Annotated in this window: 18 protein-coding genes; 8 read left to right on the forward strand and 10 right to left on the reverse strand. The window is 58.2% G+C overall.

Annotated features, from left to right (window positions below):
* Window positions 1-84: 84 nt before the first annotated feature.
* Window positions 85-1125, forward strand: coding sequence for an aldo/keto reductase (locus AB3N39_RS06560; protein WP_133294049.1), 1041 nt, complete (start codon window positions 85-87; stop codon window positions 1123-1125).
* 113 nt (window positions 1126-1238) lie between these two features.
* On the opposite strand, the gene AB3N39_RS06565 is transcribed toward AB3N39_RS06560, so the two are convergent.
* Complete coding sequence (locus AB3N39_RS06565) at window positions 1239-2342, reverse strand: succinylglutamate desuccinylase/aspartoacylase family protein (RefSeq protein ID WP_252092666.1); 1104 nt, start codon at window positions 2340-2342, stop codon at window positions 1239-1241.
* A gap of 298 nt (window positions 2343-2640) precedes the next feature.
* On the opposite strand from AB3N39_RS06565, the gene AB3N39_RS06570 reads away from it, so the two are divergent.
* The 3 genes from AB3N39_RS06570 to AB3N39_RS06580 are packed head-to-tail and all read left to right on the forward strand — an operon-like array spanning window position 2641 to window position 6123.
* Window positions 2641-4017: a glycoside hydrolase family 1 protein gene (locus AB3N39_RS06570; RefSeq protein WP_367897145.1), complete on the forward strand. Its 1377-nt coding sequence runs from the start codon at window positions 2641-2643 to the stop codon at window positions 4015-4017.
* 51 nt (window positions 4018-4068) lie between these two features.
* Window positions 4069-5391, forward strand: a complete 1323-nt coding sequence (locus AB3N39_RS06575; protein WP_367897146.1) for a PTS sugar transporter subunit IIC — start codon at window positions 4069-4071, stop codon at window positions 5389-5391.
* A gap of 15 nt (window positions 5392-5406) precedes the next feature.
* The gene (locus AB3N39_RS06580) at window positions 5407-6123 is read left to right on the forward strand and encodes a GntR family transcriptional regulator (RefSeq protein WP_115874566.1); all 717 of its coding nucleotides are present in this window, start codon (window positions 5407-5409) and stop codon (window positions 6121-6123) included.
* Between the two features lie 42 nt (window positions 6124-6165).
* Here AB3N39_RS06580 and ldtB read toward each other — a convergent pair whose 3' ends face one another.
* Entirely contained in the window at window positions 6166-7086 is a 921-nt protein-coding gene (gene ldtB / locus AB3N39_RS06585; RefSeq protein ID WP_023335026.1) for a L,D-transpeptidase, read from the reverse strand.
* A 222-nt stretch (window positions 7087-7308) separates the two neighbouring features.
* On the opposite strand from ldtB, the gene AB3N39_RS06590 reads away from it, so the two are divergent.
* A complete protein-coding gene (locus AB3N39_RS06590; RefSeq protein ID WP_008501187.1) occupies window positions 7309-8904 on the forward strand; it encodes an ABC-F family ATPase in 1596 nt (531 codons plus the stop codon).
* A gap of 83 nt (window positions 8905-8987) precedes the next feature.
* Here the strand turns inward: AB3N39_RS06590 and AB3N39_RS06595 are convergent, their stop codons facing one another.
* Window positions 8988-11351, reverse strand: coding sequence for a TIM-barrel domain-containing protein (locus AB3N39_RS06595; protein WP_367897147.1), 2364 nt, complete (start codon window positions 11349-11351; stop codon window positions 8988-8990).
* A 17-nt stretch (window positions 11352-11368) separates the two neighbouring features.
* Entirely contained in the window at window positions 11369-12670 is a 1302-nt protein-coding gene (locus AB3N39_RS06600) for an MFS transporter (protein ID WP_127730155.1), read from the reverse strand.
* A 288-nt stretch (window positions 12671-12958) separates the two neighbouring features.
* Here AB3N39_RS06600 and AB3N39_RS06605 point away from each other — a divergent pair, with 288 nt between their 5' ends.
* A complete protein-coding gene (locus tag AB3N39_RS06605) occupies window positions 12959-14032 on the forward strand; it encodes a LacI family DNA-binding transcriptional regulator (protein ID WP_252092669.1) in 1074 nt (357 codons plus the stop codon).
* On the opposite strand, the gene AB3N39_RS06610 is transcribed toward AB3N39_RS06605, so the two are convergent.
* The 4 genes from AB3N39_RS06610 to AB3N39_RS06625 all read right to left on the reverse strand — a co-directional run bounded on the left by AB3N39_RS06610 (window position 14029) and on the right by AB3N39_RS06625 (window position 19781).
* The gene (locus AB3N39_RS06610; protein WP_133294055.1) at window positions 14029-15285 is read right to left on the reverse strand and encodes a DUF1479 domain-containing protein; all 1257 of its coding nucleotides are present in this window, start codon (window positions 15283-15285) and stop codon (window positions 14029-14031) included. The two genes, AB3N39_RS06605 and AB3N39_RS06610, sit on opposite strands and share 4 nt — an antisense overlap.
* Before the next feature lie 150 nt (window positions 15286-15435).
* Window positions 15436-16251 carry a Cof-type HAD-IIB family hydrolase gene (locus AB3N39_RS06615; RefSeq protein WP_367897148.1) on the reverse strand — a complete coding sequence of 272 codons (816 nt, stop codon included), beginning with the start codon at window positions 16249-16251 and terminating at the stop codon, window positions 15436-15438.
* Between the two features lie 193 nt (window positions 16252-16444).
* Complete coding sequence (locus tag AB3N39_RS06620; RefSeq protein ID WP_133294057.1) at window positions 16445-18877, reverse strand: formate C-acetyltransferase/glycerol dehydratase family glycyl radical enzyme; 2433 nt, start codon at window positions 18875-18877, stop codon at window positions 16445-16447.
* A gap of 4 nt (window positions 18878-18881) precedes the next feature.
* On the reverse strand, window positions 18882-19781 hold the full coding sequence (locus AB3N39_RS06625) for a glycyl-radical enzyme activating protein (protein WP_248173132.1): 900 nt from the start codon (window positions 19779-19781) through the stop codon (window positions 18882-18884).
* A gap of 128 nt (window positions 19782-19909) precedes the next feature.
* On the opposite strand from AB3N39_RS06625, the gene fsa reads away from it, so the two are divergent.
* The gene (gene fsa / locus AB3N39_RS06630; protein WP_367897149.1) at window positions 19910-20572 is read left to right on the forward strand and encodes a fructose-6-phosphate aldolase; all 663 of its coding nucleotides are present in this window, start codon (window positions 19910-19912) and stop codon (window positions 20570-20572) included.
* 89 nt (window positions 20573-20661) lie between these two features.
* Here the strand turns inward: fsa and moeB are convergent, their stop codons facing one another.
* Together moeB and moeA are read right to left on the reverse strand one after the other, a co-directional pair.
* On the reverse strand, window positions 20662-21414 hold the full coding sequence (gene moeB / locus AB3N39_RS06635) for a molybdopterin-synthase adenylyltransferase MoeB (RefSeq protein ID WP_367897150.1): 753 nt from the start codon (window positions 21412-21414) through the stop codon (window positions 20662-20664).
* Between the two features lies 1 nt (window position 21415).
* Complete coding sequence (gene moeA, locus AB3N39_RS06640) at window positions 21416-22648, reverse strand: molybdopterin molybdotransferase MoeA (protein ID WP_367897151.1); 1233 nt, start codon at window positions 22646-22648, stop codon at window positions 21416-21418.
* 187 nt (window positions 22649-22835) lie between these two features.
* On the opposite strand from moeA, the gene iaaA reads away from it, so the two are divergent.
* Window positions 22836-23774, forward strand: a complete 939-nt coding sequence (gene iaaA, locus AB3N39_RS06645) for a beta-aspartyl-peptidase (RefSeq protein WP_115876043.1) — start codon at window positions 22836-22838, stop codon at window positions 23772-23774.
* The last annotated feature ends 6 nt before the right edge of the window (window positions 23775-23780 follow it).

Here is a 23780-nt window from a genome sequence, read left to right on the forward strand (position 1 = left end):
ACGGACAGGAACACCACATTCGCGATGGCTGAGGGGCGGGTATAACTATCGTGTACCCCTTAAACGACATGCGAGGATTATCTTATGCGTTATCAAAAACTGGGCAATACTGGACTGTTCGTTTCTGAACTCTGCCTCGGCACCATGACCTTCGGCGGTGAAGGCGGCATGTGGGGCAAGATTGGACAGCTCCAGCAAAGCGAAGCAGAACAGCTGGTGGGCCGCGCGCTGGATGCCGGGATCAACTTTATCGATACCGCGGACGTTTACTCGGAAGGGCGTTCGGAGGAGATCGTCGGCCAGGCGCTGAAAAACCTGAAAATCCCTCGCGAGAACGTGGTGGTCGCGACCAAAGTGTTCGGCGAAACCGGAACGGCAGGGGTGAACTCGCGCGGCAGCTCGCGCTATCACATCATCAGCAGCGTGAAGGAGAGCCTGCGCCGCCTGCAGCTCGATCATATCGATCTCTATCAGCTGCACGGCTTCGACCCGGCCACGCCGATTGAAGAGACACTGTATGCGCTGGATAACCTGGTGCAGCACGGCCACGTGCGCTATATCGGCGTCTCGAACTGGGCGGCGTGGCAGATTGCCAAAGCGCTGGGCATTTCCGAGCGTCTCGGGCTGGCGCGTTTCGCATCCCTCCAGGCGTATTACACCATCGCCGGACGCGATCTTGAGCGCGAGCTGGTGCCGATGATGCAGAGCGAAGGCGTCGGGCTAATGGTCTGGAGCCCGCTGGCAGGCGGCCTGCTGAGCGGAAAATATGGCCGCGACGGGCAGAGCGAAGCCGGTAGCCGCCGTCTGGAGTTTGACTTCCCGCCGGTGAACAAAGAGCGCGCCTTTGACTGCGTGGACGTGATGCGCGTGATTGCCGAAAGCAAGGGCGTCTCCGTCGCGCAAATCGCGCTGGCCTGGCTGCTGCATCAAAAAGCCGTGACCAGCGTGATTATCGGGGCCAAACGCGTCGAACAGCTGGACGACAACATTGCCGCCACCGGGATCCGCTTAAGCGAAGACGAGCTCAAACAGCTGGATGCGGTGAGCGCGCTGCCGCGGGAATACCCTGGCTGGATGCTGGAGCGTCAGGGGGAATATCGCAGCAATCAGCTAGCGCAACAGTAACCTTTTTCATCAGGAGATTTTAAATTTCTTTGCCCATCGTTACAGCAATCGGCGAAAGCGGCTTATTTCACTGAGCATGCTTTTGCCGATTCAACGATGGGCTCTGGCGGAAATCAGCAACCGTCTTTGCAGGTTGCCGCTGGATTTTGCTCAAGAACTCTTACCAGCAGGGCTCGGGGTTCTCTTACTACATCCGTTCCAGCTGACAGTACTTTGCCGTCCCGCTCTGCTGAATACTTCGCGACAACATCACCGAATGCATTTCGCTGCAGGGCGACTTCTTGCCCTGCTTTTACCGTATCGCCGGGCTTAACGAATACTTCCGCAAACCCACCCGTGGTCGCTCGTATTGAACTGATAGCATTACCAATATACGTTTTATTGCTGCTGGCGGTTGCGCCGATTTTGCCTTCAATCACCTTATAATGGATCAGTACATTGCGGGCACCTTCTACACCCCGGGCAATCATATCCTGCTGGTAAATCCTCGGCTCTCCCGTCTCGGCCGTTATCGCCGGGATACCATTTTGAATAAAGGTAGTTTCCATTGAGCCGGCTTCACCGGGATCTTTCTTAATTTGATCTGCCGGAAAAAGTTCTGCAATAGTCCGGGCATCCGCATTGCGGTAGTCAGCATAAATGAACAGCGGATAAGCCGTTCCGGTAGACTGGGTGTGATAGTCAATCGCCAGGTCGACATTTCCCTTGTAAACGTTATTCCACATCATCCATGCCTGACGCTCGGCAGGGTTACCCGTTTCTTTTCCCGGATGCACGCGGTTGTAGTCGATCGTCTCACCCCCATCGGTTGAAACGGACCATGTCCGGGAGACCCTTTCAAGTCCAGAACGGTTTGGACCAATAATGCCAATAACGCTGCCGTTCATTTTTGCGGGGTCCAGTTGTTCCATTACTTTTTGTACGATGCGCACTCCGTTTAGCTCATCCCCGTGGACGCCCGCCTGCAGCAGAACTTTCTTCCCGTCCGTTTTCCCTTTTGCCACCATGATGGGTACATACCAGCGCTGTCCCGTTCCTGTCTCAACCCCCTCGAACATGAAGCGATGTTGTCCTGCTGTCAGGTCTGATACATCCAGAGTCGAGATGACCGGCACTCCCTGTACCTTATCACCCGTATACACCGTTGCCGCGTAAGTCATTGAGCATGGCAGCGCTAAGCTGAGAGCGAATGCGATACGGCCAGTAGATATCTTCATGAGCGTCATTTTCCATTTGATAGAGTTAAGATTTTTATTTTCCGGCCTGGGCCGTGGTTCGTGCTCATTAAGTTAATAGTGATTTTATGAGGCCAGCCAGCGGCACGAGCGGGAAATGTGATTTTGCATAGGCTAAGGCACCGGCTTCAATAACAGGGTTTGCGCGATTCATTTCCTGCCCGACGTTTTCTTTCCGACATGTCTCACAAAAAACGATCCTCCGCTTTGATCGACATGCCATCTTCACCTATATGACTAGTCATGAATTTTTAAATGACTAGTCATATAGGGAGAGACCATGAACAATCAGCTGCCGGCAAACTTTTTATGGGGCAACTCGGTATCGAGCATGCAGACGGAAGGTGCCTGGAATGAGGGCGGAAAGGGGATGTCTGTGTACGACATTCGTGAAGCCGGGGAGAATGTCTCCGACTGGAAAGTGGCGACCGACTCCTATCACCGCTACCGGGAGGATTTCGACCTGATGCAGGATCTGGGGATGAACTGCTACCGCTTCCAGATCTCATGGAGCCGCGTCTGCCCGCTGGGTGACGGCCCGTTCAACGACGAAGGCATCGCGTTTTACGACCGCTTTATCGACGATCTCATCGCCCGCGGCATCGAGCCGATGATCTGCCTGTACCACTTCGATATGCCGCTGGCGCTGGCGCAGGAGTACAACGGCTTCAACGACCGCCGCGTGATGGACGCCTTTATCCGCTACGGCAAAAAGATGATTGACTGCTATGGCGATCGCGTAAAGTACTGGCTGACCTTCAACGAGCAGAACATCTTCCATATGCCGGAAGCGTTTCGCATATCCGGCTACATTAAAGGGGAGAAAACCCTGCGCGAGCTGTACGAGCTGCAGCACCACACCATGGTGGCGCACATGTCGCTGACCGAGTACCTGCACCAGACCAAACCGGGCCAGCTGATGGGTGGCATGCTGGCGCACCAGCTGATCTACCCGGCCACCTGCAAACCGCGCGATATTTTCTGCGCCCAGCAGTACGACGAGTTCCTCAACCAGAACCTGCTGCGCGTCTTTGCCGGGCAGGGCTACAGCCCGGCGGTGATGGCGGTGGTGGAGCAGGAGGGCTTTGGCGATATCTACCGCGCTGAAGATTTAGCGCTGCTGGCGCGCACCAAAAACGACTATATGGCCTTCAGCTACTATGCCAGTAAAACGCTGGACAGCGATGCGATCCCGGAAGGCACTCCCGTGAACTATTACCTGCTGCACGGCGAGAAAAACAATCCGTACCTGAAAGCCACCGAGTGGAACTGGCAGATAGACCCGCTCGGTTTTCGCACCATCATTACCCGTTATTATAACGACTGGCGCCTGCCGGTATTCCCGATCGAGAACGGCATTGGGGTGATTGAGTCCTGGGACGGCGTGAACCCGATTGAGGACACCTACCGCATTGACTACCACCGGGCGCATATCAATGCCATGAAAGAGGCGATGTTCGAAGACGGAGCAGAAGTTCTCGGCTACCTCGGCTGGGGCCTGATCGACATTCTCAGCTCTCAGGGTGATATGCGTAAGCGCTACGGCGTGGTCTATGTCAACCGTGAAAACCACGACCTGAAAGACCTGAAGCGCGTGCCGAAGAAGAGCTACGCGTGGTTAAAACAGGTTATCCATACCAACGGACGCGAGATGTAAGCCGTACGCTGCCAGGCCGTTTTTGTGACTGATTGATGGGAAATATCCGCTATGTCTGAAACAAAAATAACACCGCACATGCAGTCTTTTGTCGATAAATTTGTAGAGTTCTCGGCGCGCCTGGCAAACCAGGTGCACCTTCGCTCCCTGCGCGACGCCTTCGCCACGGTGATGCCCATTTTCATCCTCGCCGGTCTGGCGGTGCTGGTGAACAACGTGGTGTTTCCGTGGATTTTTCACGGCGACACGCTCGCGCAGTGTAAGGTGTGGGGCGAGGCGATTATCAACGGCACGCTGAACATCGCCGCGCTGCTGTTGGCCCCGATGATTGCCTGGTCGCTGGCGCGCAACAAAGGTTTCGACAATCCGGTCTCGGCAGTGGTTATCGCCGTCAGCAGTTTTATCATCATGATGCCGATGCGCTTACAGGTTACGCCCGTTGGCAGCGACGCTGCGGTGAACGTCACGCAGGTGCTGACGTTCGCCAATATCGGCTCAACCGGCATTTTCGCCGGGGTGCTGATTGGGCTGCTCTCAACGAAAGTGTTTATCGCTATTTCGCGCCTGAAGGCGCTGCACATATCGCTCGGGGAAAATGTGCCCCCGGCGGTGAGCAAATCCTTTACCGCGCTGATCCCGACGATCCTCACGCTCTCCCTGTTCGCGGTGCTGGCGGCGATACTGGCAAACGTGCTGCATACGGACCTGATCCATCTCATTACGACCTTTATCCAGCAGCCGCTGCGGCTGATCAACACCAGCCTGCCGGGGACGATTTTTATCTACAGCTTCGGTAACTTCCTGTTCACGCTCGGCATTCATCAGTCAGTCGTTAACAGCGTGGTGCTGGAGCCGTTCCTGCTGATCAACACCAACGAGAACATGCTGGCCTTCGCCAACGGCCAGCCGATCCCGCACATCATCAACAACATCTTCGTGCCGACCTTTGGCATGGTGGGCGGGACGGGCAGCACCATCTCGCTCCTGATTGCCATCTTTATCTTCTCCCGACAAAAGTCGGCGAAGCAGGTGGCGCGTCTGTCGCTGGCGCCGGGCCTGTTTAACATCAACGAACCGGTGATTTTTGGCCTGCCGATTGTGTTTAACCTGCCGCTGATGATCCCGTTTGTGCTGCTGCCCGCGATAGGCATTTACGTCGCCTGGCTCTGTACCACGCTGGGGTTAATGTCGCGCTGCGTGGTGATGATCCCGTGGACCACGCCCCCGATTCTCAGCGCCTGGCTGGCGACGGCAGGGGACTGGCGGGCGGTAGTGGTGCAGTTGGCAATCATCGTATTTGGTGTATTCTTCTACCTGCCTTTCCTCAAAATTGCCGAGCGAGTGGCCTTGAAAAACAGCGGGATAGAAAACTAACTGAAAGGAAGGACGATGGCGGCGAAGTACATCACCATAGCGCGGGAAATCAAGAAACGCATTATCAGCCAGCAGTACGCCGCCAATGAACCGCTCCCGGACCAGTTTGCGCTGGCGGCGGAGTTCAGCACCAGCCGGATGACCATTCAGCAGGCGATGCGCCAGCTGATCGTCGAAGGTCTGGTCTATACCCGTCAGGGCCAGGGCACGTTTATTCGCAAAAACTTCCTCCAGCTCTCGCAGTGGGATCTCTCCGGCAGCGACTACTTCGGCGCGACTAAAACCTGGGAACACCTGGGCAAGGTAACCAGCCAGGTGGTGCATTTTGAGCTGCGCTTCCCGAACGAGAAAGAGCAGGCGTCGCTGATGATCAATGCCGATGCGCCGATCTATGACTTCATTCGCCTGCGTTTGCTGAACGGTGAACCTATGTCGCTGGATTCCACGGTGATGCCGATGAATCTGGTGCCGGGCCTGACGAAAAACCATCTTGAAGGTTCAGTGTTCCAGTACGTGCAGGAGACGCTGGGGCTGAAAATTATGGGGTCGTATCGGGTGGTGCGGGCGCTTAAGCCCAGCGCGCTGGACAGGGAGCATCTGGTCTGCGAGGAAACCGATCCGGTTCTGGAGGTGGAGCAGGTCATTTATCTGGAAGATGGCACAGCGCTGGAGTATGCCCACTGTCACTATCGGTACGACCACGGCGGGATTGTGATCGTGAATAACGGGTAAAAAAAAGCGGGCAACGAGGCCCGCTTTTTTAATGCTTCTCTATCAGTTCAAACGCACCGGCATACCGGAGCGGTTCTGCACGGCCTGGTCAACAATCGCCGTTTCTACGTCAGGCTGAGAAGTCACCGCCTGTACCGCGCTGTTCAGCGTAACAGGGACGACTTCGTTGTTGTTGATCTGGTCTTCGCTGGTGGACAGCGGGTTGTGCACTTCGATGTAGCGGCTGCCGTCTGGCTCAGAGGTCGCTTTCACCGGTTCGTTGATGAACTGCACGCGCGTACCGACCGGCACGTTTTCGAACAGGAATTTAATGTCATCGTTACGCAGGCGCACGCAGCCGTGGCTCACGCGCAGGCCGATACCGAAGTTGGCGTTAGTACCGTGGATAGCGTACAGGCGACCAATGTACAGGGCATACAGACCCATCGGGTTATCCGGGCCTGCCGGTACTACGGCTGGCAGCGGTTCGCCCGCAGCGATGTATTCCGCGTGCATTTTGGCAGTCGGCGTCCAGGTTGGGCCCGCTTTCTTACGCTCGACTTTCGTGGTCCAGTTCATCGGGGTGTCTTTACCCAGCTGGCCGATACCGATTGGCAGCACGATAACGGTGTTGGTGCCTTTCGGGTAGTAATACAGACGCATTTCGGCACTGTTAATCACGATACCTTCATGAACGGTATCCGGCAGGATCAGCTGCTGAGGAATATTCAACACGGTACCCGCTTTTGGCAGATACGGGTCAACGCCCGGGTTTGCTTCCAGCATGTTAGACAGGCCCAGCTGGTACTGCGCCGCGAAATACTCCAGCGGCTGAGAGTTACCTTCTGGTACCGTCACAACCTGGTTCTGGCCTACCAGACGGCTACCGTCTGTTGGCAGGGGATACGTCACCGCAGACGCGGTCTTACAAAAACCTACTACGGCTAACGCCGCCGCAAAAAGCGTTGTTAATTTCATGTTCATGTTGTGCGAGGTATCTAAGCCATTCTGGCGATGAGTTGATAAGTCTGAATCTGTGATGGGAGCGCATTATATGTGCATTCCCGCTAACAGGGAATTCAGATGTGTACGAAATCACATTTTTTTCGATTTTGTTAAAGTTTAGTGGATTGCCGCAACACGGGATCTCAATTCGGAATTGTGGCATAATGCCGTGTTTATCACACTTTTCGCAGGAATCTCCCCGTGTTAGTTACCAGCAACGTCACTATGCAGTTTGGCAGTAAGCCGCTGTTCGAAAACATTTCCGTCAAATTTGGCGGCGGCAACCGTTACGGCCTGATTGGTGCCAACGGTAGCGGAAAATCCACCTTTATGAAGATCCTCGGCGGCGATCTGGAGCCGACCCTCGGCAACGTCTCGCTCGACCCTAACGAGCGTATCGGTAAGCTGCGTCAGGATCAGTTCGCCTTCGAAGAGTTCACCGTGCTCGACACCGTGATCATGGGGCACGCGGAGCTGTGGGAAGTGAAGCAGGAGCGCGATCGCATTTACGCGCTGGCCGAAATGAGCGAAGAAGATGGCTATAAGGTGGCCGATCTGGAAACGCAGTACGGCGAGATGGACGGTTACTCTGCGGAAGCGCGCGCGGGCGAGCTGCTGCTGGGCGTGGGGATCCCTGTTGAACAACATTACGGCCCGATGAGCGAAGTCGCGCCAGGCTGGAAGCTGCGTGTGCTGCTGGCACAGGCGCTGTTCTCTAACCCGGACATCCTGCTGCTCGACGAACCGACGAACAACCTGGACATCGACACCATCCGCTGGCTGGAGCAGACGCTGAACGATCGCGACAGCACCATGATCATCATCTCGCACGACCGTCACTTCCTGAATATGGTCTGTACGCACATGGCGGATCTGGACTACGGCGAGCTGCGCGTGTATCCGGGCAACTACGACGAGTACATGACGGCGGCCACCCAGGCGCGTGAACGTCTGCTGGCGGACAACGCCAAGAAGAAAGCGCAGATTGCCGACCTGCAGTCCTTCGTCAGCCGCTTCAGCGCTAACGCCTCTAAATCGCGTCAGGCAACCTCGCGTGCGCGTCAGATTGATAAAATCAAGCTGGAAGAGGTTAAAGCCTCCAGCCGTCAGAACCCGTTCATCCGCTTCGAGCAGGACAAGAAGCTGTTCCGTAACGCGCTGGAAGTGGAAGCTCTTACCAAAGGCTTCGATGAAGGCCCGCTGTTTAAAAACTTCAACCTGCTGCTGGAAGTGGGCGAGAAGATTGCCATTCTGGGCGCCAACGGCGTGGGTAAATCCACCATGCTGAAAACCCTGGTCGGCGAACTGCAGCCGGACAACGGCACCGTGAAATGGTCCGAAAACGCGCAGATTGGTTACTACGCGCAGGACCATGAATATGAGTTCGAGAATGACCTGACCGTCTTCGACTGGATGAGCCAGTGGAAGCAGGAAGGCGACGACGAGCAGGCGGTGCGCAGCATTCTGGGTCGTCTGCTGTTCAGCCAGGACGACATCAAGAAGCCGGCTAAAGTGCTTTCCGGTGGCGAGAAGGGACGCATGCTGTTCGGCAAGCTGATGATGGAAAAACCAAACATCCTGGTGATGGACGAACCGACTAACCACCTGGATATGGAATCGATCGAATCCCTGAACATGGCGCTGGAGATGTATCAGGGCACCCTGATCTTCGTCTCTCACGACCGTGAGTTCGTCAGCTCCCTGGCGACCCGCGTGATCGAAATTACGCCAGAGCGCGTGGTGGACTTCACCGGTAACTACGAAGATTACCTGCGCAGCAAAGGTATCGACGGCTAAAAAAAAGCCCGGTGGCGCTTCGCTTACCGGGCCGACGGGTGACTTTGTAGGCCGGGTAAGGCGAAGCCGCCACCCGGCAATCTTCAGAGCACCCACTCACTCCTTTCAACCCCGTTCACCCGCAGCGTACGTTTCTCCCCCGCCGGTAACGACACTTTCAGCGCTTTCCACGCTGGACGATAATCCCCGCGCGCGTTCACCTTCAGGTTGATGGTTGCGCCGTCGCACACCATCTCCCAATCCACCCACAGCGCATTGCCGTTCTGGTAGCCCCAGCTTTCACCGTCGTCTTCAAACAGCAGCCCCGAGCTTGTGCCGACGCCTTTAATCGGGAACAGCTTAAGCTCGCGGGTCGTATCTTTTTCGGCACTCACATGCGTGATGCGCTCGCTCAGCGGCAAACCGGCCCCGGCGCGCACCAGCAGCGGCAGTTTTTCCAGCGGCGCATCGAGAACGATGGATTGTCCGCCCGCATACCACGCGTGGGTGTAAAAATCGTACCAGCCCGTTTCGTTATCCGGCAGCCAGACCCGGCGCTCGCGCTGCCCGGCTTCGACGACGCTGGCGACCAGCAGGTCGCGGCCAAGCAGGAAGTCGTCGCACTCTTCGAAGGTCTGCGCATCGCGCTCGTGGTCGAGGAAGGTCGGGCGCAGCATCGGCTCGTCGTCGGCGTGCGCCTGCCAGAGCAGGGTGTAGAGATACGGCAGCAGGCGGTAGCGCAGCTCAATCGCGCCGCGAATGGCAGGCGTGACGCCCGGATACATCCACGGCTCGTTGACGGTGTGGTCATCGTTCCACGAGTGAATGGTAAAGCGCGGGTGCATCACGCCGTTCTGCACCCAGCGCACGAACAGCTCTGCGTCCGGCTTGTCGCCGGAGAAACCGCCGACGTCGTGGCCGACGTTGAACAGCCCGGACAGGCTCATGCCCAGCCCCATGCGGATGTTATAGCGCAGCGTGTCCCAGCTGGTGCGGTTGTCGCCGCTCCAGGTCTGAACGTAGCGCTGCATCCCGGCGCATCCGGAGCGGGAGATGAGATACGGACGTTTTTCTGGCGCAAAGCGCTGCTGCGCTTCCAGCGAGGCGCGCATCATCAGCAGCGGCATGACCGGGCGAATATGCTTGATGGCGATCTCCTTGCCGAATCCAAAGCAGCGGGCTTCTCCGTCCCACACTTCATATTCGTTGTTGTCGTTCCAGGTAGAGTCGATGCCCATCTCCAGCAGCTGCGTAGTGACGCCGTTCTGCCACCACTGCACCGTCTGCGGGTTGGTAAAGTCGAGGTGCGAGCCTTCGTCATCCCAGAAGCTGGAGCGTTCGGGTGCATCGGTTTCCGAATCGCGAATGAACAGGCCGCTCTCCGCCACTTCGCTGTAGCGCGGATGGTCCTGCAGCAGGCACGGCTTGATGTTAGCCGCAAGCTTCAGTCCCGCGTCGTGGAACGCCTGGCTCATTACCTTCGGCTGCGGCACCTTGTCGTAGTTCCAGTTGAAGACGTAGCGCTTGCCGTTGATGGAGGTATAGCCGGAGGAGAGCTGGAACGAGTCGCACGGAATGGCGTGCTCTTCGCACAGGCGGATGAAGTTCATCAGCTGGTTTTGCGCGTCCGGCGCGTCGGTGTAGTGCATGGTCGAACCGCTGTAGCCCAGGCTCCATTTCGGTCCGAACAGAGTTTTCCCTGTGAGGCGAACAAAGGCTTTGGTAACGTCCAGCACGCGTTCGCCGGTAAAGATGTAGTAGTCGATATCGCCCGCTTCCGCCTGCCAGCGGCGATAGGCGGTATGGTAGTTGTCGATCTCGTTGCCCAAATCCAGCCAGCAGCTGCTCAGGTTGTCGTAGAACAGGCCGTAGCTCACGTCGTCGCGGCGGGTGATAGTGAAAGGAATATGCTTGTAGAGCGGGTCGGTGCTGGCGGCGTTATAGCCCATGGCGTCGAGGTTGCGCATCTCATAGCGTTTACCGTTGCGCTGCAGATCGCCCGCTTTCTCGCCCAGGCCGTAGAAGCGCTCGTCCTTGCGGCGGCTCAGGTAGTGCGCCGCGCCGTCGCCGTGGGCGTTCAGCAGGTAGGCGCTGGTGGGGCGGTCGTTGACCAGCGGCTGCCACTCGCCCGCGTCATTGCGATAGTGCCACTCCAGCCACAGCGGCTGGTGCACGGTGACGCGCAGCTGTTCGGTTGCCACGGTTAACGTGTCGTCCTGCTGCGTCAGCGTCCAGGCCGGGCAGGTGAAGCCGCTGATATCGTCACGACGGCGGCCTTCCCACGGCACGTCTTGTTCCGGCGCGATGCTCCAGGTGCGGTCCAGCGCCAGCTCGCCCTTGCGTTTGATCAGCACGCGGAACAGGTTCTCTTCCAGCACATACAGGCACAGGCGGTGCTGGTTATCGACCAGCAGTTCCAGATGGTTTGCCGACTGCGTATCAACGGTCCAGTTTTTCAGGGTTTTCATATGCAATACATCCACTATCAGGCGCGCTTGGCGCGACGTTCAGCAATAAATGCTACCAGGAAGACGGCGCCAATCAGGTCAAAGAAGCCCATGGCGATAAAGAGCGGGTTAAAGCCGATTTTGTCGGCGGTCACACCGATTAACAGGGAGAACAGGAAGCTGGCGATCCACGCCGCCGAGCCGCGCATGCCGTTGACGGTCGCCATCTGACCTTTGTCGAACGACTCCACGACCAGGGCGCTCAGCATGCAGGAAATAATCTGGTGCCCGAAACCGCCGATGGAGATCAGCACGATGGTGATATACGGGTCGCGGGTAATGGCCACGATCGCCAGAGAGATCATCAGGAACGCGCCCGTCACGGAGCTGGCGACGACCGAGTTAACGCGTGAGCAGCCGAACATGCGGGTGTACAGACGCGTCAGGTAGCCGCTCGCCACGCTGCCGAGGTCGGCGGCGAGGAACGGCAGCCAGGCAAACATCGCAATCTGCTTCAGGTCCATGCCGTGCTCTTTGGCGAGGTACAGCGGTACCCAGAAGCTCAGCACCGCCCAGGCCGGTTCCGCCATAAAGGCCGGGATGGCGATACCGTAGAAGCGTTTGTTTTTCGAGACGGTTTTCAGCGCGGTCAGGAAGGGCAGCTTCACCGCAGGCGGTTCGTTGTCCTGCTTGATAAACGCCAGCTCGTCCTTGCTCAGGTTCGGGTGCTGCTCCGGGTTGTGGTAGAACGCCCACCACAGGATCACCCACAGCAGCGCCAGCACGCCGGTAAACATAAACGCGCCCTGCCAGCCAAACGAGGCGTGAGCAAAGTAGATGATAGGCGGAGCCAGCATCGCGCCGATGGAGAAGCCCACGCCCGCCCAGCCGGCGGCAACGGGACGCTCTGATTTCGGGAACCATTCGCCGATGGTTTTGGCGTTCGCCGGGGTAGCGGCGGCCTCAGAGGCACCCATAAAGAAGCGCAGAATGGCCAGGTGCAGCCAGCTTCCGGCACCCGCGTGGAAAATACACATCAGAGCCCAGATCCCGGCGCAGACCATAAAGCCAATCTTCAGGCCAATGACGTCAATCAGCCAGCCGCACAGGGGCTGGAAAATGGTGTAGGCGATCTGGAAAGCTCCTACGATCCAGGAGTACTGCTCGGTGGTGATCCCGAGGCTCTCTTTCAGTTCCGGGGCGAGGATCCCGAGCGAGTTTCGGGTGATGTAGTTAACGGTAACGCCAAGTAAGAACAGCACCAGCACGTACCAGCGCAGGTTCTTGATGACGCGACGGGTTTTGCTTGTCGCAACGGTGTTATTGATGTCCTGACTCATTTTACTCTCCACAAGACGGACGGTAAGGGGACGGAGGTTCAGGTGTCACACGGATTTTTATGACTTTGATTTTTATCCGTTTAAAATTCTTAATCTGGTATACAACTAGTATGGAAGTTGTGTGACAAGTTCACCTTAAGGAAGAAAATGAGTGGGCAAAAGTGGATTTTGTGCAAAATTTCTCATAACTGACGAAAAGCCTCTGGCAAGATGGTATTTATGTCAGTAATTGCCTGACGAATACGCTATGAAAATTTTTTCATTTCACAAATGGAGCCAGATCACAAAATGGACAAAAGGCTAAAAATCACCGAAATCGCGGCCCGCACGCAGCTCTCGATCAGCACCGTGTCGCGGGTGCTGGCGGGAAAAGCGAATACCAGCGAAAAGGCGCGCACAAAGGTGCTGGCGTGCGCGCGGGAGCTGGGGGTGATAGAGGGTATGGCGGCGGGACGGCTGCTGCTCAATAGCCTGGTGGTTTTTGCCCCTCAGCGTGCGTTCGACGAGCGGTCCGACATCTTTTACTACCGTGTGATCCAGAGCGTGAGTAAAGGCCTTGCATCTCACGATGTGCGCTTGCGCTACTGCGCGCTGGAAGAGAACGATAGCGATGCCCAGCTGTTTCTGGCGCGCATGAATGAGGCGGATACCCAGGCGGCAATCCTTCTTGGCATCGACGACCCGCATATCCACGATCTGGCTGTGGATGTCGGCAAACCCTGCATGCTGATTAACTGCCGTGACCGCCACATGCGCCTGCCTGCCGTCGCGCCGGATCATCGCGCCATTGGCGAGCGGGCGGCGGAATATCTGTTTGAGATGGGACACCGTGAGGTAATGAGCGTGCTGTGCCTGCGCCGCTATACCATGGAGCTTCGCCTGGCGGGGATCCGCGACGCGTGGCAGTCTCACAACCTGAAATTCAACGACAAGCGCGATCTGCTGGTGGTGCCCAGCTTCAGCGCACGCGAAAGTGAACAGGTAGTCAGCAGCTGGCTCAGTGAAATGCAGGGCAAGGATTTGCCAACCGCATTTTTGGTTGGCGGCGATTTTATGGCGGCGGGCACCATCAGCGCATTGCAAAAAAGAGGATTGCGCGTGCCGCAGGACGTGTCGGTGATGAGCATTGACGGGTTTAACCTGGCGGCAATCCAGGATGTTCCATTAACGGCCGTGCACGTTCCCCGCGATGAGCTGGGAACGGAAGCGGTTTATATGCTCCAGCAGCGGCTCATGCGCCCGGACGCGCCGGTGGGGACGTTACTGCTTAACGGCACGCTGGCCGTGCGGGAATCGGTACGGCGGATACGTCAGGGGAAACGACGCACCGCCGTTGAGCGGGAAGGTCTGTATGACAGTTAAACCATGCCCAGCGCGCGCTTGCCGTGGATGTTGAGATCGTTAACGGTAAAGCGGTCCTGCCAGCTCTTTTCATAATCTTCGCGCGGGAAATCTCCCGGTGACGCGCCGGTTTCGAGCGCTTCCTTGACCTTTTTGGCGTAGGCGAGGTTCTTTTCGCACATCGGCGCAGCAGGAATGTACATCACGTTGCCCCAGCCCTGCTGATTTTCCACCGGCGCGACGGAGTGGATCACATCGCAGTGCCACCACACGGAATCGCCCGCGTCGAGTGCCGGAATACTGCTTAATGCTTCGATGAGCAGCGGGTGCCACTTCTCGGAAACCGGCAGCACGCGCCCCGGCGCCACGCCGCACAGCTCGTCTTCCGGCACGTCGTCCAGCAGCGGGCGCAGCAGAATGTACGCCATCGCTTCCGGGATTGGCACCACGTGCAGCAGCCCCTGACCGGGGATCATGTCCGACAGCGCCGTCCAGCCCTGGAAGGTGCGGAACACCGAGCATTTGGTGGTGTTATCGACGGTGTACTCTTCCACTTCGGTACGGTGCGCGGCGTTCCACGGATCGTACTTATCGACGTTGCCGTCAAACACGTGGGCAAAGACCTGCTGGTAAGCCGGCAGCAGCCAGCGCTCCAGCGCGCCGGAGTCGGTATGGGCGCCGAGTCCTTTCGAGGTGGTTCCCGGCGGACGGCGGCGGATACGGTCCGGGTAAATCACGCTCACATCCGGGTCGAACCACTGCTTGCCGTTGCTCTCGAACGTCCATAAACGGTTCAGGAACGACTGCACCTGCGCCATCTCTTCGCTCTGACGCGCCTGCATCTGCGCCTGCGACCAGTAGATCGGGTAAATCTCCGGACGGGAGGCCGTTAAGGTGCCGAAGAAGTTATCGCCAGGCCCTTTGTACACTTCGTCAAACTTGTTCAGATCGAGGTAGTCGAGCATCGACTGATCCCACGCCAGCGCCTGCTCGCGGAGGAAGTGACCTTTAATCACCGCGCAGCCGCGGCGTTTAACGGCCTCGCGCTGTGCGTTGGTAATCGTGCCGTTTTTCACATCCGCAAACGGAATCACCGGCCAGACGGATTCGCCTTTGTTCTTAAGAGCGTTGATTTCCGCCACGCGGGTGGCAATTTTATCGCTGAGCTTATTGAACACCGCCTGCACGTCGCCGATCTGCGCGCGCAGCTCACGTTTCAACTGACGGATTGCCGCTTTGTGATCCGCCGGCAAAGTTTCACTGGTAAAAGTCATAACTGCCTCGCGTCTTTCATTCGAAAGTGAAAATGTCTACAGGTGATACTTTAAGTTAAAATTAAGTTAATGCAAGTTTAAAAACTTGACGCAAGCCACAGGACGGGAAAAGAGTCAGGCTGCCGGAGCAAGGCTCCGGCGAGGAGAAGATCAGGCGTCGAACGGGGAATGGTTGTCGAGCACGGCCTGAATGACGTTCAGCGCGCCCTGATGGTTGTTGTCGTCGGTGCTGTAGCGGCTGATTTCTTTGATGCTTTCCGCCGCGTTACCCATCGCAAAGGAATATTTTACCAGCTTCAGCATCTCGGCATCATTGCCGCTGTCGCCAATGGCCACGCACTCCTGAGGGGAGATTTTCCAGCGCTTCAGCAGACGGCTGATGCCGTTGGCTTTGTGCAGGCCGGGGATAATCAAATCGACAAACCCAAAGCCGCTGGTGACCGGCTTCATGATGCCGTCCAGGGAGACGTGCAGCTTATCCACCAGATTCGGGATATCGCTATCCGGCAGGTTAAGGGAGAACTTGAACAGCACGTCGTCAATGTCGCGGTAATCGCTGATGCGCTTTAAGCGGTGGTAGTGCTTTGACATCAGCGCCACGAAGGCGTCCGGGGCTTTGTCGCTGACGTAGGCGCTCTCCAGCCCGCAGGCCACGAAGTTCAGGCCTTTGTCTTTCAGCAGTTCGCCAATCACGATCTGCGATTCATGGCGGGTCAGCTCGCCGTGAAAAATCTGTTCTCCGCGGTCGAACACCAGCGCGCCGTTTTCCGCCACGAAGGAGATCCGATCTTTTAGCGCCGGAAAGAAGGAGAGGAGCTGGTAATACTGGTTGCCGCTGGCGACAACGAATTCAATATCGCGGGCTTTAAGCTGTTCAAACTGTGCCTGGAAGCGGTCACGATCGTACTGCTTGGCATCATCAAGGAAAGTTCCGTCCATATCGGTGACGATAACTTTAACGGTCATACTGTGCTCCTGGGTCACTGCGTTTTGAAACATTCTAATAACAAGGTGACGGGGAGCACAAATTTAATTTCATTCGAAAGTAAAAGCAAAACGGCAACCGAGGTTGCCGTTTTTAGTGTTTTCTCCCTCACCCCGTGGGAGAGGGTCGGGGTGAGGGCATCAGCGTGCGCATTTCCCCTGAGGGGATACACCGTTACAGCGTATGCTCAGTACGGGCAATAATATCGTCCTGCGCATCCGGCGACAGGGCGGTGAAGAACGCCGAGTAACCCGCGACGCGCACCACCAGGTCACGATACTGGTCAGGGTGTTTCTTCGCCTCCAGCAGCGTTTCGCGGGAGACAATGTTGTACTGAATATGCCAGCCCTTATGCACCTCGAAGAAGGTCCGCAGCAGCACCATCAGCTTCTGGCGATCGCTGTCGTTTTCCAGCGTTGACGGATTCAGCTTCTGGTTCAGCAGCACGCCGCCGAGAATCGCTTCGGTAGGCAGTTTGCCCACCGAGCCAATTACCGCCGTCGGGCCAAGGTGGTCGGTACCGGAAGCCGGGCTTGCCCCTTCCGCCAGCGGCGTGTGTGCCTTACGTCCGTCCGGCGTTGCCATCGTCGCCGCGCCAAACGGCACGTTTGCGGAGATGGACGACGTGCCCGCGTAGTAGTTACCGCCAATCGGGCCGCGGCCGTAGCGAGGGTTGTGGTACTGCTTAAGCTCTTCAATGTAGGTCTGATAAGCACGGGTCAGCAGCATATCCACGCTGTCATCGTCGTTACCGTACTTCGGCGCGCCGTTAATCAGACGTTGACGCAGCTGCTCGTGAGTCAGCCCGTCGAAGTCATCCGCCAGCGCCGCCGCCAGCTGCTGTTGGCCGATAGTGCCCTGTTCGAACACCAGCTTTTTCACCGCTGCCAGGCTGTTGCCGAGGTTGGCGATACCCACCTGCAGGCCGGAGACCCAGTCATACTTCGCGCCGCCCTGCTTGATGCTTTTCGCGCGCTCGATGCAGTCGTCCACCAGCGCCGAGCAGAGAATATCGTGGACGTTCTCTTCCAGCATGGTGTCCACCACGTACTCAATCTCAATGGACTTGCGGGTGTAGTAGCGGATCTGGCTATCCCAGGCTGCCATCACCTCCTCGAAATTGTCGAAGTTACCGGCGGAGAGCGCTTTCTCCTGCGGCAGGAATACCTTGCCGCTGGTGGCATCGCGGCCGCCTTCCAGCGCAGCCAGCATCACGCGGGCGAAGTTGATGAAGCTCATGCCGGTGCAGCGATAGCCCCACTTGCCGCCCACTGCGGTTTCGATACAGCCAATGGCTGCGTAGTCGTAGGCGTCGTCGCGCTCAACGCCGAGCTTAATGAATTCCGGAATGACGATTTCATCGTTGTTGAACGCAGGCATCCCGAAGCCGCAGCGGATCACCTGCACGCACGCATCGAGGAAGTCGTTGCTCATGCCCGCGTGATAGCGCACGCTCAGGTTCGGCTGGGTGGAGCGCAGACGGCCGCAGGATTCCAGAATTGCGTAGGAGAGCGGGTTTACCGCGTCCATCGGCTCACCGTTGACCAGCTTCTGGCCGCCGATGGTGACGTTCTGGTACAGCGGGCTACCGGCAGAGGCTTTGGAGTGCGAGCCAGATCGGATCTTGTTCACTTCCAGCAGCTTCAGCCAGCAGCTGTGCAGCAGTTCAATGGCGTGTTCGCGGTCGAGGCTCTGGTTCAGCTCCACGTCGCGGCGGTAGTACGGATAGAGATACTGGTCCATACGCGCAAAGGAAACGGAGTGGCCGTTGGACTCAATCTGCAGGATCAGCTGAATGAAGTAGCACAGCTGCAGCGCCTGCCAGAAGGTTTTCGGCGGCTCGTGGGCAATCACGTCGCAGTTTTCCGCCATTGCCAGCAGCTCGTCGCGGCGGCTTACGCGGGTTTCGGTCGCGGCCATTTCGCGCGCCAGGTCGGCAAAACGTTTGATGTGCAGGCTTACCGCTTCCAGCACGATATCGATCGCCTTCAGGAACTGATCGCCGTGCAGGTCTTCCAGCACCGTCAGGTTGATGCGCGAGCGGCGTTCGGCCACTTTGGCGCGCAGGCCGTCGAGACCTTTCTCCAGCACCAGCGGGAAGTTCACCGCCAGGTGCGCGTCGCCTGAGGTCATGTTGCCTTCGGCTTTGATAATGCCGGTTTCCAGCAGGCCTTTCTGCTCGTCGGTGAACATGCCGTAGCAGCGATCCTGCACCGTCTGGCCGCGCCACCAAGGGCAGATCTCGTGCAGCACACGCTTGTTCTGTTCGCTCACCGCAAAGCCCGCGCCCGGGCGGTCTGCCAGGTCGTCGATCTCTTTCTCAATCCAGGAGACGGTGTATTCCGGGAAGATCGGCGCGGCGCGCACCTCGCTTGCCTGGTTACCGATAATCAGCTCGTCGTGTTTGATCCAGATGGTACGTTCGGCCAGGTGATGCGCCAGCGCCAGAGCGCGACGCACCGGGATCGGCTTGTCCATGTGCTGCTGGTACATTTCGGTGTAATGCTGCGCGCGCTCGGTACAGACTGGCGGCTTGACGATATGCACCAGGGCCGTTTTGTGCGCCTTAATGCGTTCGCTGAGGGTATTGAGATTCAGGGTGGTCATAAGTTTATCCTCGTAAGGTCGCGGTTAACCCTTTCTGGCGGGCGTACTGCTGCGCAAAGTCCAGCAGAGCAGGGTTATCCAGCGGTTTGTCAGGGGCAGAGTAGGGTTGGCCGAGCAGGGTGTATTTGTTCATGCCCAGCGTGTGATACGGCAGAAAATGAATATCGTCGACGCCGAGTTCATCGGCAGCGAAGTTGGTAATGGCGGTTATGGAGGCTTCATCTGCGTTGAAGCCCTGGATGAGCGGTACGCGGATGGTGATGTTCTTCCCTGCGGCGGCCAGGCGTTTCAGGTTATCCAGGATGCGCTTAGCCGAACCGTCCGTCCACTGCTTGAAAAGGTCACCGTCGACATGCTTCAGGTCTGCGAGGAACAGATCGACGTACGGTAATGACGGCTCGATATAGTGCCACGGCACGTGAAGGCAGGTTTCGACGGCGGTGTGGATCCCCTGGTCATGGCTGGCTTTAAACAGGGCCTGCGCCAGATCCGGGTTCATAAACGGCTCGCCGCCGGAGAGGGTGATCCCGCCACCGCTGCGGTCGTAGAAGGGCTTGTCGCGCAGTACGGTCGCCATGATCTCCTCGACATGCTGTTCTTCGCCACAGACGGTCAGCGCCTGCGTCGGGCAGCAGTCGGTGAGGGCGTTAAGCGTCTCTTCACTCAGCTTTTCGCGGTGGATGATCGGGCCATTCAGCGCGCGTTCGATGCAGCCCGGCGCTGCCTGCTGGCACAGGTCGCAGCCGTCCAGGCACAGACGTGCATCAAACAGCACGTCCCGGCTGCGGGAGCGGCTTTCCGGGTTCTGGCACCAGCGACAGCCCAGCGAGCAGCCTTTCAGGAACACCACGGTACGAATACCGGGGCCGTCGTGGGTAGAGTAACGCTGAATATTGAAGATCATGTTTTTGCCTCTCATCTTGCATATGAAGATTAAATTACTTTCGAATGAAAGTTATCTTGATGCAGGTCAACTCTTCAGCAGGTTTTGTCGTGATAGGGTAAGTGCAGGCTAATTTTGAGGGTGACATCATGGAACTTTATCTCGACACATCTGACGTTGCGGCAGTCAAAAAGCTGGCGCGTATCTTCCCGCTGGCGGGCGTGACCACCAATCCAAGCATCGTAGCTGCCGGTAAAACGCCGCTCGATGAACTGCTGCCCGCGCTGCACGACGCGCTTGGTGGTAAAGGTCGTCTGTTCGCACAGGTGATGGCGACCTCCGCCGAAGGGATGGTGGAAGACGCGCGTAAGCTTCGCGCCATCATTAACGATCTGGTGGTGAAAGTGCCGGTAACCGCAGAAGGGCTGGCGGCGATCAAGATGCTAAAAGCGGAAGGGATCCCGACGCTGGGCACGGCGGTATACGGTGCTGCGCAGGGGATGTTGTCCGCGCTGGCGGGGGCGGAGTATGTGGCCCCTTACGTTAACCGCGTGGACGCGCAGGGCGGGGACGGGATCCAGACCGTAATTGAGCTGCAACAGCTGCTGACGCTGCACGCGCCGCAGTCAAAGGTGCTGGCCGCGAGCTTTAAAACCCCGCGTCAGGCGCTGGACTGCCTGCTGGCAGGGTGCGAGTCCATCACGCTGCCGCTGGACGTGGCGCAGCAGTTTATTACCTCTCCTGCGGTAGATGCGGCAATTGTGAAGTTTGAGCAGGACTGGCTGGGGGCGTTTGGCAGGACGTCGATTTGACGGGTGCGGCCTGATGCCCTCACCCCAACCCTCTCCCACAGGGAGAGGGAGCAAACACTAAAACGGCAACCTGAAGGTTGCCGTTTGCTTTAACCTCCGCACACCACACACCCCGGGTTACGCATCAGCTTCATCTCGCGGAACTGGCAGGTTATCGCGTCATACATCACGATTTTCCCCGCTGCCGGCGTGCCGTAATTCGCCAGCACCTTGATCGCTTCCATTGCCTGCAATGAGCCAATCACGCCGACGAGCGGCGCCATCACGCCCGCCTCAACGCAGGTCAGCGCATTCTCGCCAAACAGACGGCTCAGGCAGCGGTAGCAGGGTTCACCCTCGGCGTACGTGAAGACGCTGATTTGCCCCTCCATGCGGATAGCCGCGCCGGAAACCAGCGGCGTTTTATGGGCAAAACAGCCCGCGTTGAGCTGGTTACGGACGGTGACGTTATCGGTGCAGTCCAGGACCAGATCGTGCCGGGAAATCTGCGCGGAGAGCGCGTCGTCATCCAGCATTGCGTCAATCAGCGTGAACCGAACGTGGGGGTTGATGCGCGCCAGCGCAGCCCTTGCGGATTCCACTTTCGGCTGGCCCACCGTCGCGTCGCTGTGCAGCGTCTGGCGCTGCAGGTTGGACACCGACACGGTATCGAAATCCAGCAGCGTCATCCTGCCCACGCCCGCCGCGGCAAGGTATTGCGCGGCGGCGCAGCCCAGCCCGCCCAGCCCGACGACCAGCACGTTTGCCGCCTTGAGCGCTTCCTGGCCTTCGAAGTCAAACCCGCGCAGCACAATCTGGCGGTTGTAGCGCATCATCTCCGGGTCGCTCAGCTCCACCGTCATATCAGCCTCCGAACAGGTGGTTAAAGCGCTCTATCTCAACCCATTCGCCGGCTTCCACGTTGCCGCGCTCGCGCTCCAGCACGATAAAGCAGTTGCCCTGGCTGAAGGAGCTGAAAATGTGTGAGCCCTGGTGTCCGGTGGTGCTCACTTCGAGCTCTCCGTCCGCGTTGCGCGCCAGAATGCCGCGCTGAAAATCGAGACGACCCGGTGATTTTTTCAACCGCGTGGCGGCACGCACGCGCACGCGTTCCGGCAGCGGGCTGGCCTTGTAGCCGGAAAGCTTCGCCAGCAGCGGGATCGCCAGCTGGTAGAAGGTGAGTGCCGCCGAGACCGGGTTACCCGGCAGGCCGCAGAACCAGCTGTGTGAAAGCTTGCCAAACGCAAACGGCTTGCCCGGCTTGATCGCCAGCTTCCAGAAGGCGATTTCGCCCAGCTCTTCAAGAAGGGTTTTGGTGTAATCCGCTTCGCCCACGGAGACGCCGCCGGAGCTGATGACCACGTCGGCGGATTTATCCGCCTCGATAAACGCCGCGCGCAGTTTTTCCGGGTCGTCTGGAATGATGCCGAGGTTAATCACCTCGCAGCCCAGTTGCTCCAGCATCAGGTGTACCGCCAGGCGGTTGGTGTCGTAAATCTGGCCGTCCTGCAGCGGCTGGCCCGGAAGCTGCAGCTCGTCGCCGGTGGAGAAGACGGCGACGCGCACTTTGCGGATAACGTCGACTTCCGCGATGCCGAGCGAGGCCAGCACCGGCAGCTCTGCCACCGTCAGCCTTTGCCCGGCGGCAAAAACGGTCGCGCCGAGGGTAATGTCCTCGCCGGTACGGCGGATGTTCTGGCCCGCTTTAACGTTGGCGGTAAAACGCACGCCTTCGTCGGTCTGTTCGGTCTCTTCCTGCATTACCACGGCGTCGCAGGCGGCCGGAACCGGCGCGCCGGTCATGATGCGCACGCAGGTGCCCGCAGGCCATTCACCGCTAAACGGCTGACCCGCAAAGGCTTTGCCCGCCACCGGCAGGGCATTACCCGTCTGGAGATCCGCCAGGCGTACTGCGTAACCGTCCATCGCTGAGTTATCAAACCCCGGCACGTTAAGCGGAGAGACGATATCGCGCGCGGCAATACGGCCAAAACAGCGCACGAGGGGCAGCGTCTCTACGTCATGCAGCGGGGAAACTCGGTCAAGCATCTGCGTGAGTGCCGTCTCAAGCGGCATCAGTCCGGCGGTAAAATCCATGGTGGGCTCCTGCGGAGTAACAACGAAAGCGTCCATTATGGCAGAAAAGTGCGGCTAACTGTATGACCGAAGGGTGCACGCTTTACATCACTGTTACGTCTTTCTATATTCAAAAATCATCTGAAGTTTCGTCGACGATAATGATATTTATAGAAAAAGCCGCAAAACAGGCTAACGGGTGATGCGAATGGTTAATGCGGTAATCGCAATTCATGGTGGCGCCGGGGCAATCACCCGAGCACAGCTCAGTCCCGAGCAGGAAAAGCGCTACATCGACGCGCTGTACGCCATTGTGGAAACGGGCCAGAGAATGCTGGAAGCGGGCGAAAGCGCGCTGGACGTGGTCACCGAGGCGGTGCGCCTGCTGGAAGAGTGCCCGTTATTTAATGCGGGGATCGGTTCGGTCTTTACCCGGAATGAAACGCACGAGCTGGATGCCTGCGTGATGGACGGTATTACCCTGAAAGCGGGCGCCGTGGCGGGCGTCAGTCACCTGCGTAATCCGGTGCTGGCGGCGCGTCTGGTGATGGAAGAGAGTCCGCACGTGCTGCTGACGGGGGCCGGGGCGGAGACCTTTGCCTTCGAACACGGGATGGAGCCGGTATCGCCCGATCTGTTTTCCACGGAAGCGCGCTATCAGCAGTTACTGGAAGCTCGTTCGGCGGGCATGACGCAGCTTGACCATACTGCGCCGCTGGATGAGCGCAGCAAAATGGGCACGGTCGGCGCGGTGGCGCTCGATAAAGCCGGCAACCTCGCGGCGGCGACGTCAACGGGTGGGATGACCAACAAGCTGCCTGGACGCGTCGGCGACAGCCCGCTGCCGGGCGCCGGCTGCTATGCCAATAACGCGACGGCGGCGGTGTCGTGTACCGGCACCGGGGAAGTTTTTATTCGCGCCCTCGCGGCCTACGACATTACCGCGCTGATGGATTACGGCGGCTTAAGCCTGAGCGAGGCCTGCGAGCGCGTGGTGATGGAAAAACTGCCTGCCCTGGGCGGCGTCGGCGGACTCATTGCGGTGGATCGTGAGGGCAACGTGGCCCTGCCGTTCAACAGCGAAGGCATGTATCGCGCCTGGGGCTATGCCGGCGATGAGCCGAGCACGGGGATTTATCGTGAATAAGGGGGC

Origin of the sequence: Enterobacter vonholyi (assembly GCF_040834095.1) — a bacterium.
GTDB lineage: Bacteria > Pseudomonadota > Gammaproteobacteria > Enterobacterales > Enterobacteriaceae > Enterobacter > Enterobacter vonholyi.

Coding starts and splice junctions, on each gene's coding strand:
- AB3N39_RS06560 (WP_133294049.1), top strand. CDS start 85: ATGCGTTATCAAAAACTGGGCAATACTGGACTGTTCGTTTCTGAACTC.
- AB3N39_RS06565 (WP_252092666.1), bottom strand. CDS start 2,342: ATGAAGATATCTACTGGCCGTATCGCATTCGCTCTCAGCTTAGCGCTG.
- AB3N39_RS06570 (WP_367897145.1), top strand. CDS start 2,641: ATGAACAATCAGCTGCCGGCAAACTTTTTATGGGGCAACTCGGTATCG.
- AB3N39_RS06575 (WP_367897146.1), top strand. CDS start 4,069: ATGTCTGAAACAAAAATAACACCGCACATGCAGTCTTTTGTCGATAAA.
- AB3N39_RS06580 (WP_115874566.1), top strand. CDS start 5,407: ATGGCGGCGAAGTACATCACCATAGCGCGGGAAATCAAGAAACGCATT.
- ldtB (WP_023335026.1), bottom strand. CDS start 7,086: ATGAACATGAAATTAACAACGCTTTTTGCGGCGGCGTTAGCCGTAGTA.
- AB3N39_RS06595 (WP_367897147.1), bottom strand. CDS start 11,351: ATGAAAACCCTGAAAAACTGGACCGTTGATACGCAGTCGGCAAACCAT.
- AB3N39_RS06600 (WP_127730155.1), bottom strand. CDS start 12,670: ATGAGTCAGGACATCAATAACACCGTTGCGACAAGCAAAACCCGTCGC.
- AB3N39_RS06605 (WP_252092669.1), top strand. CDS start 12,959: ATGGACAAAAGGCTAAAAATCACCGAAATCGCGGCCCGCACGCAGCTC.
- AB3N39_RS06610 (WP_133294055.1), bottom strand. CDS start 15,285: ATGACTTTTACCAGTGAAACTTTGCCGGCGGATCACAAAGCGGCAATC.
- AB3N39_RS06615 (WP_367897148.1), bottom strand. CDS start 16,251: ATGACCGTTAAAGTTATCGTCACCGATATGGACGGAACTTTCCTTGAT.
- AB3N39_RS06620 (WP_133294057.1), bottom strand. CDS start 18,877: ATGACCACCCTGAATCTCAATACCCTCAGCGAACGCATTAAGGCGCAC.
- AB3N39_RS06625 (WP_248173132.1), bottom strand. CDS start 19,781: ATGATCTTCAATATTCAGCGTTACTCTACCCACGACGGCCCCGGTATT.
- fsa (WP_367897149.1), top strand. CDS start 19,910: ATGGAACTTTATCTCGACACATCTGACGTTGCGGCAGTCAAAAAGCTG.
- moeB (WP_367897150.1), bottom strand. CDS start 21,414: ATGACGGTGGAGCTGAGCGACCCGGAGATGATGCGCTACAACCGCCAG.
- moeA (WP_367897151.1), bottom strand. CDS start 22,648: ATGGATTTTACCGCCGGACTGATGCCGCTTGAGACGGCACTCACGCAG.
- iaaA (WP_115876043.1), top strand. CDS start 22,836: ATGGTTAATGCGGTAATCGCAATTCATGGTGGCGCCGGGGCAATCACC.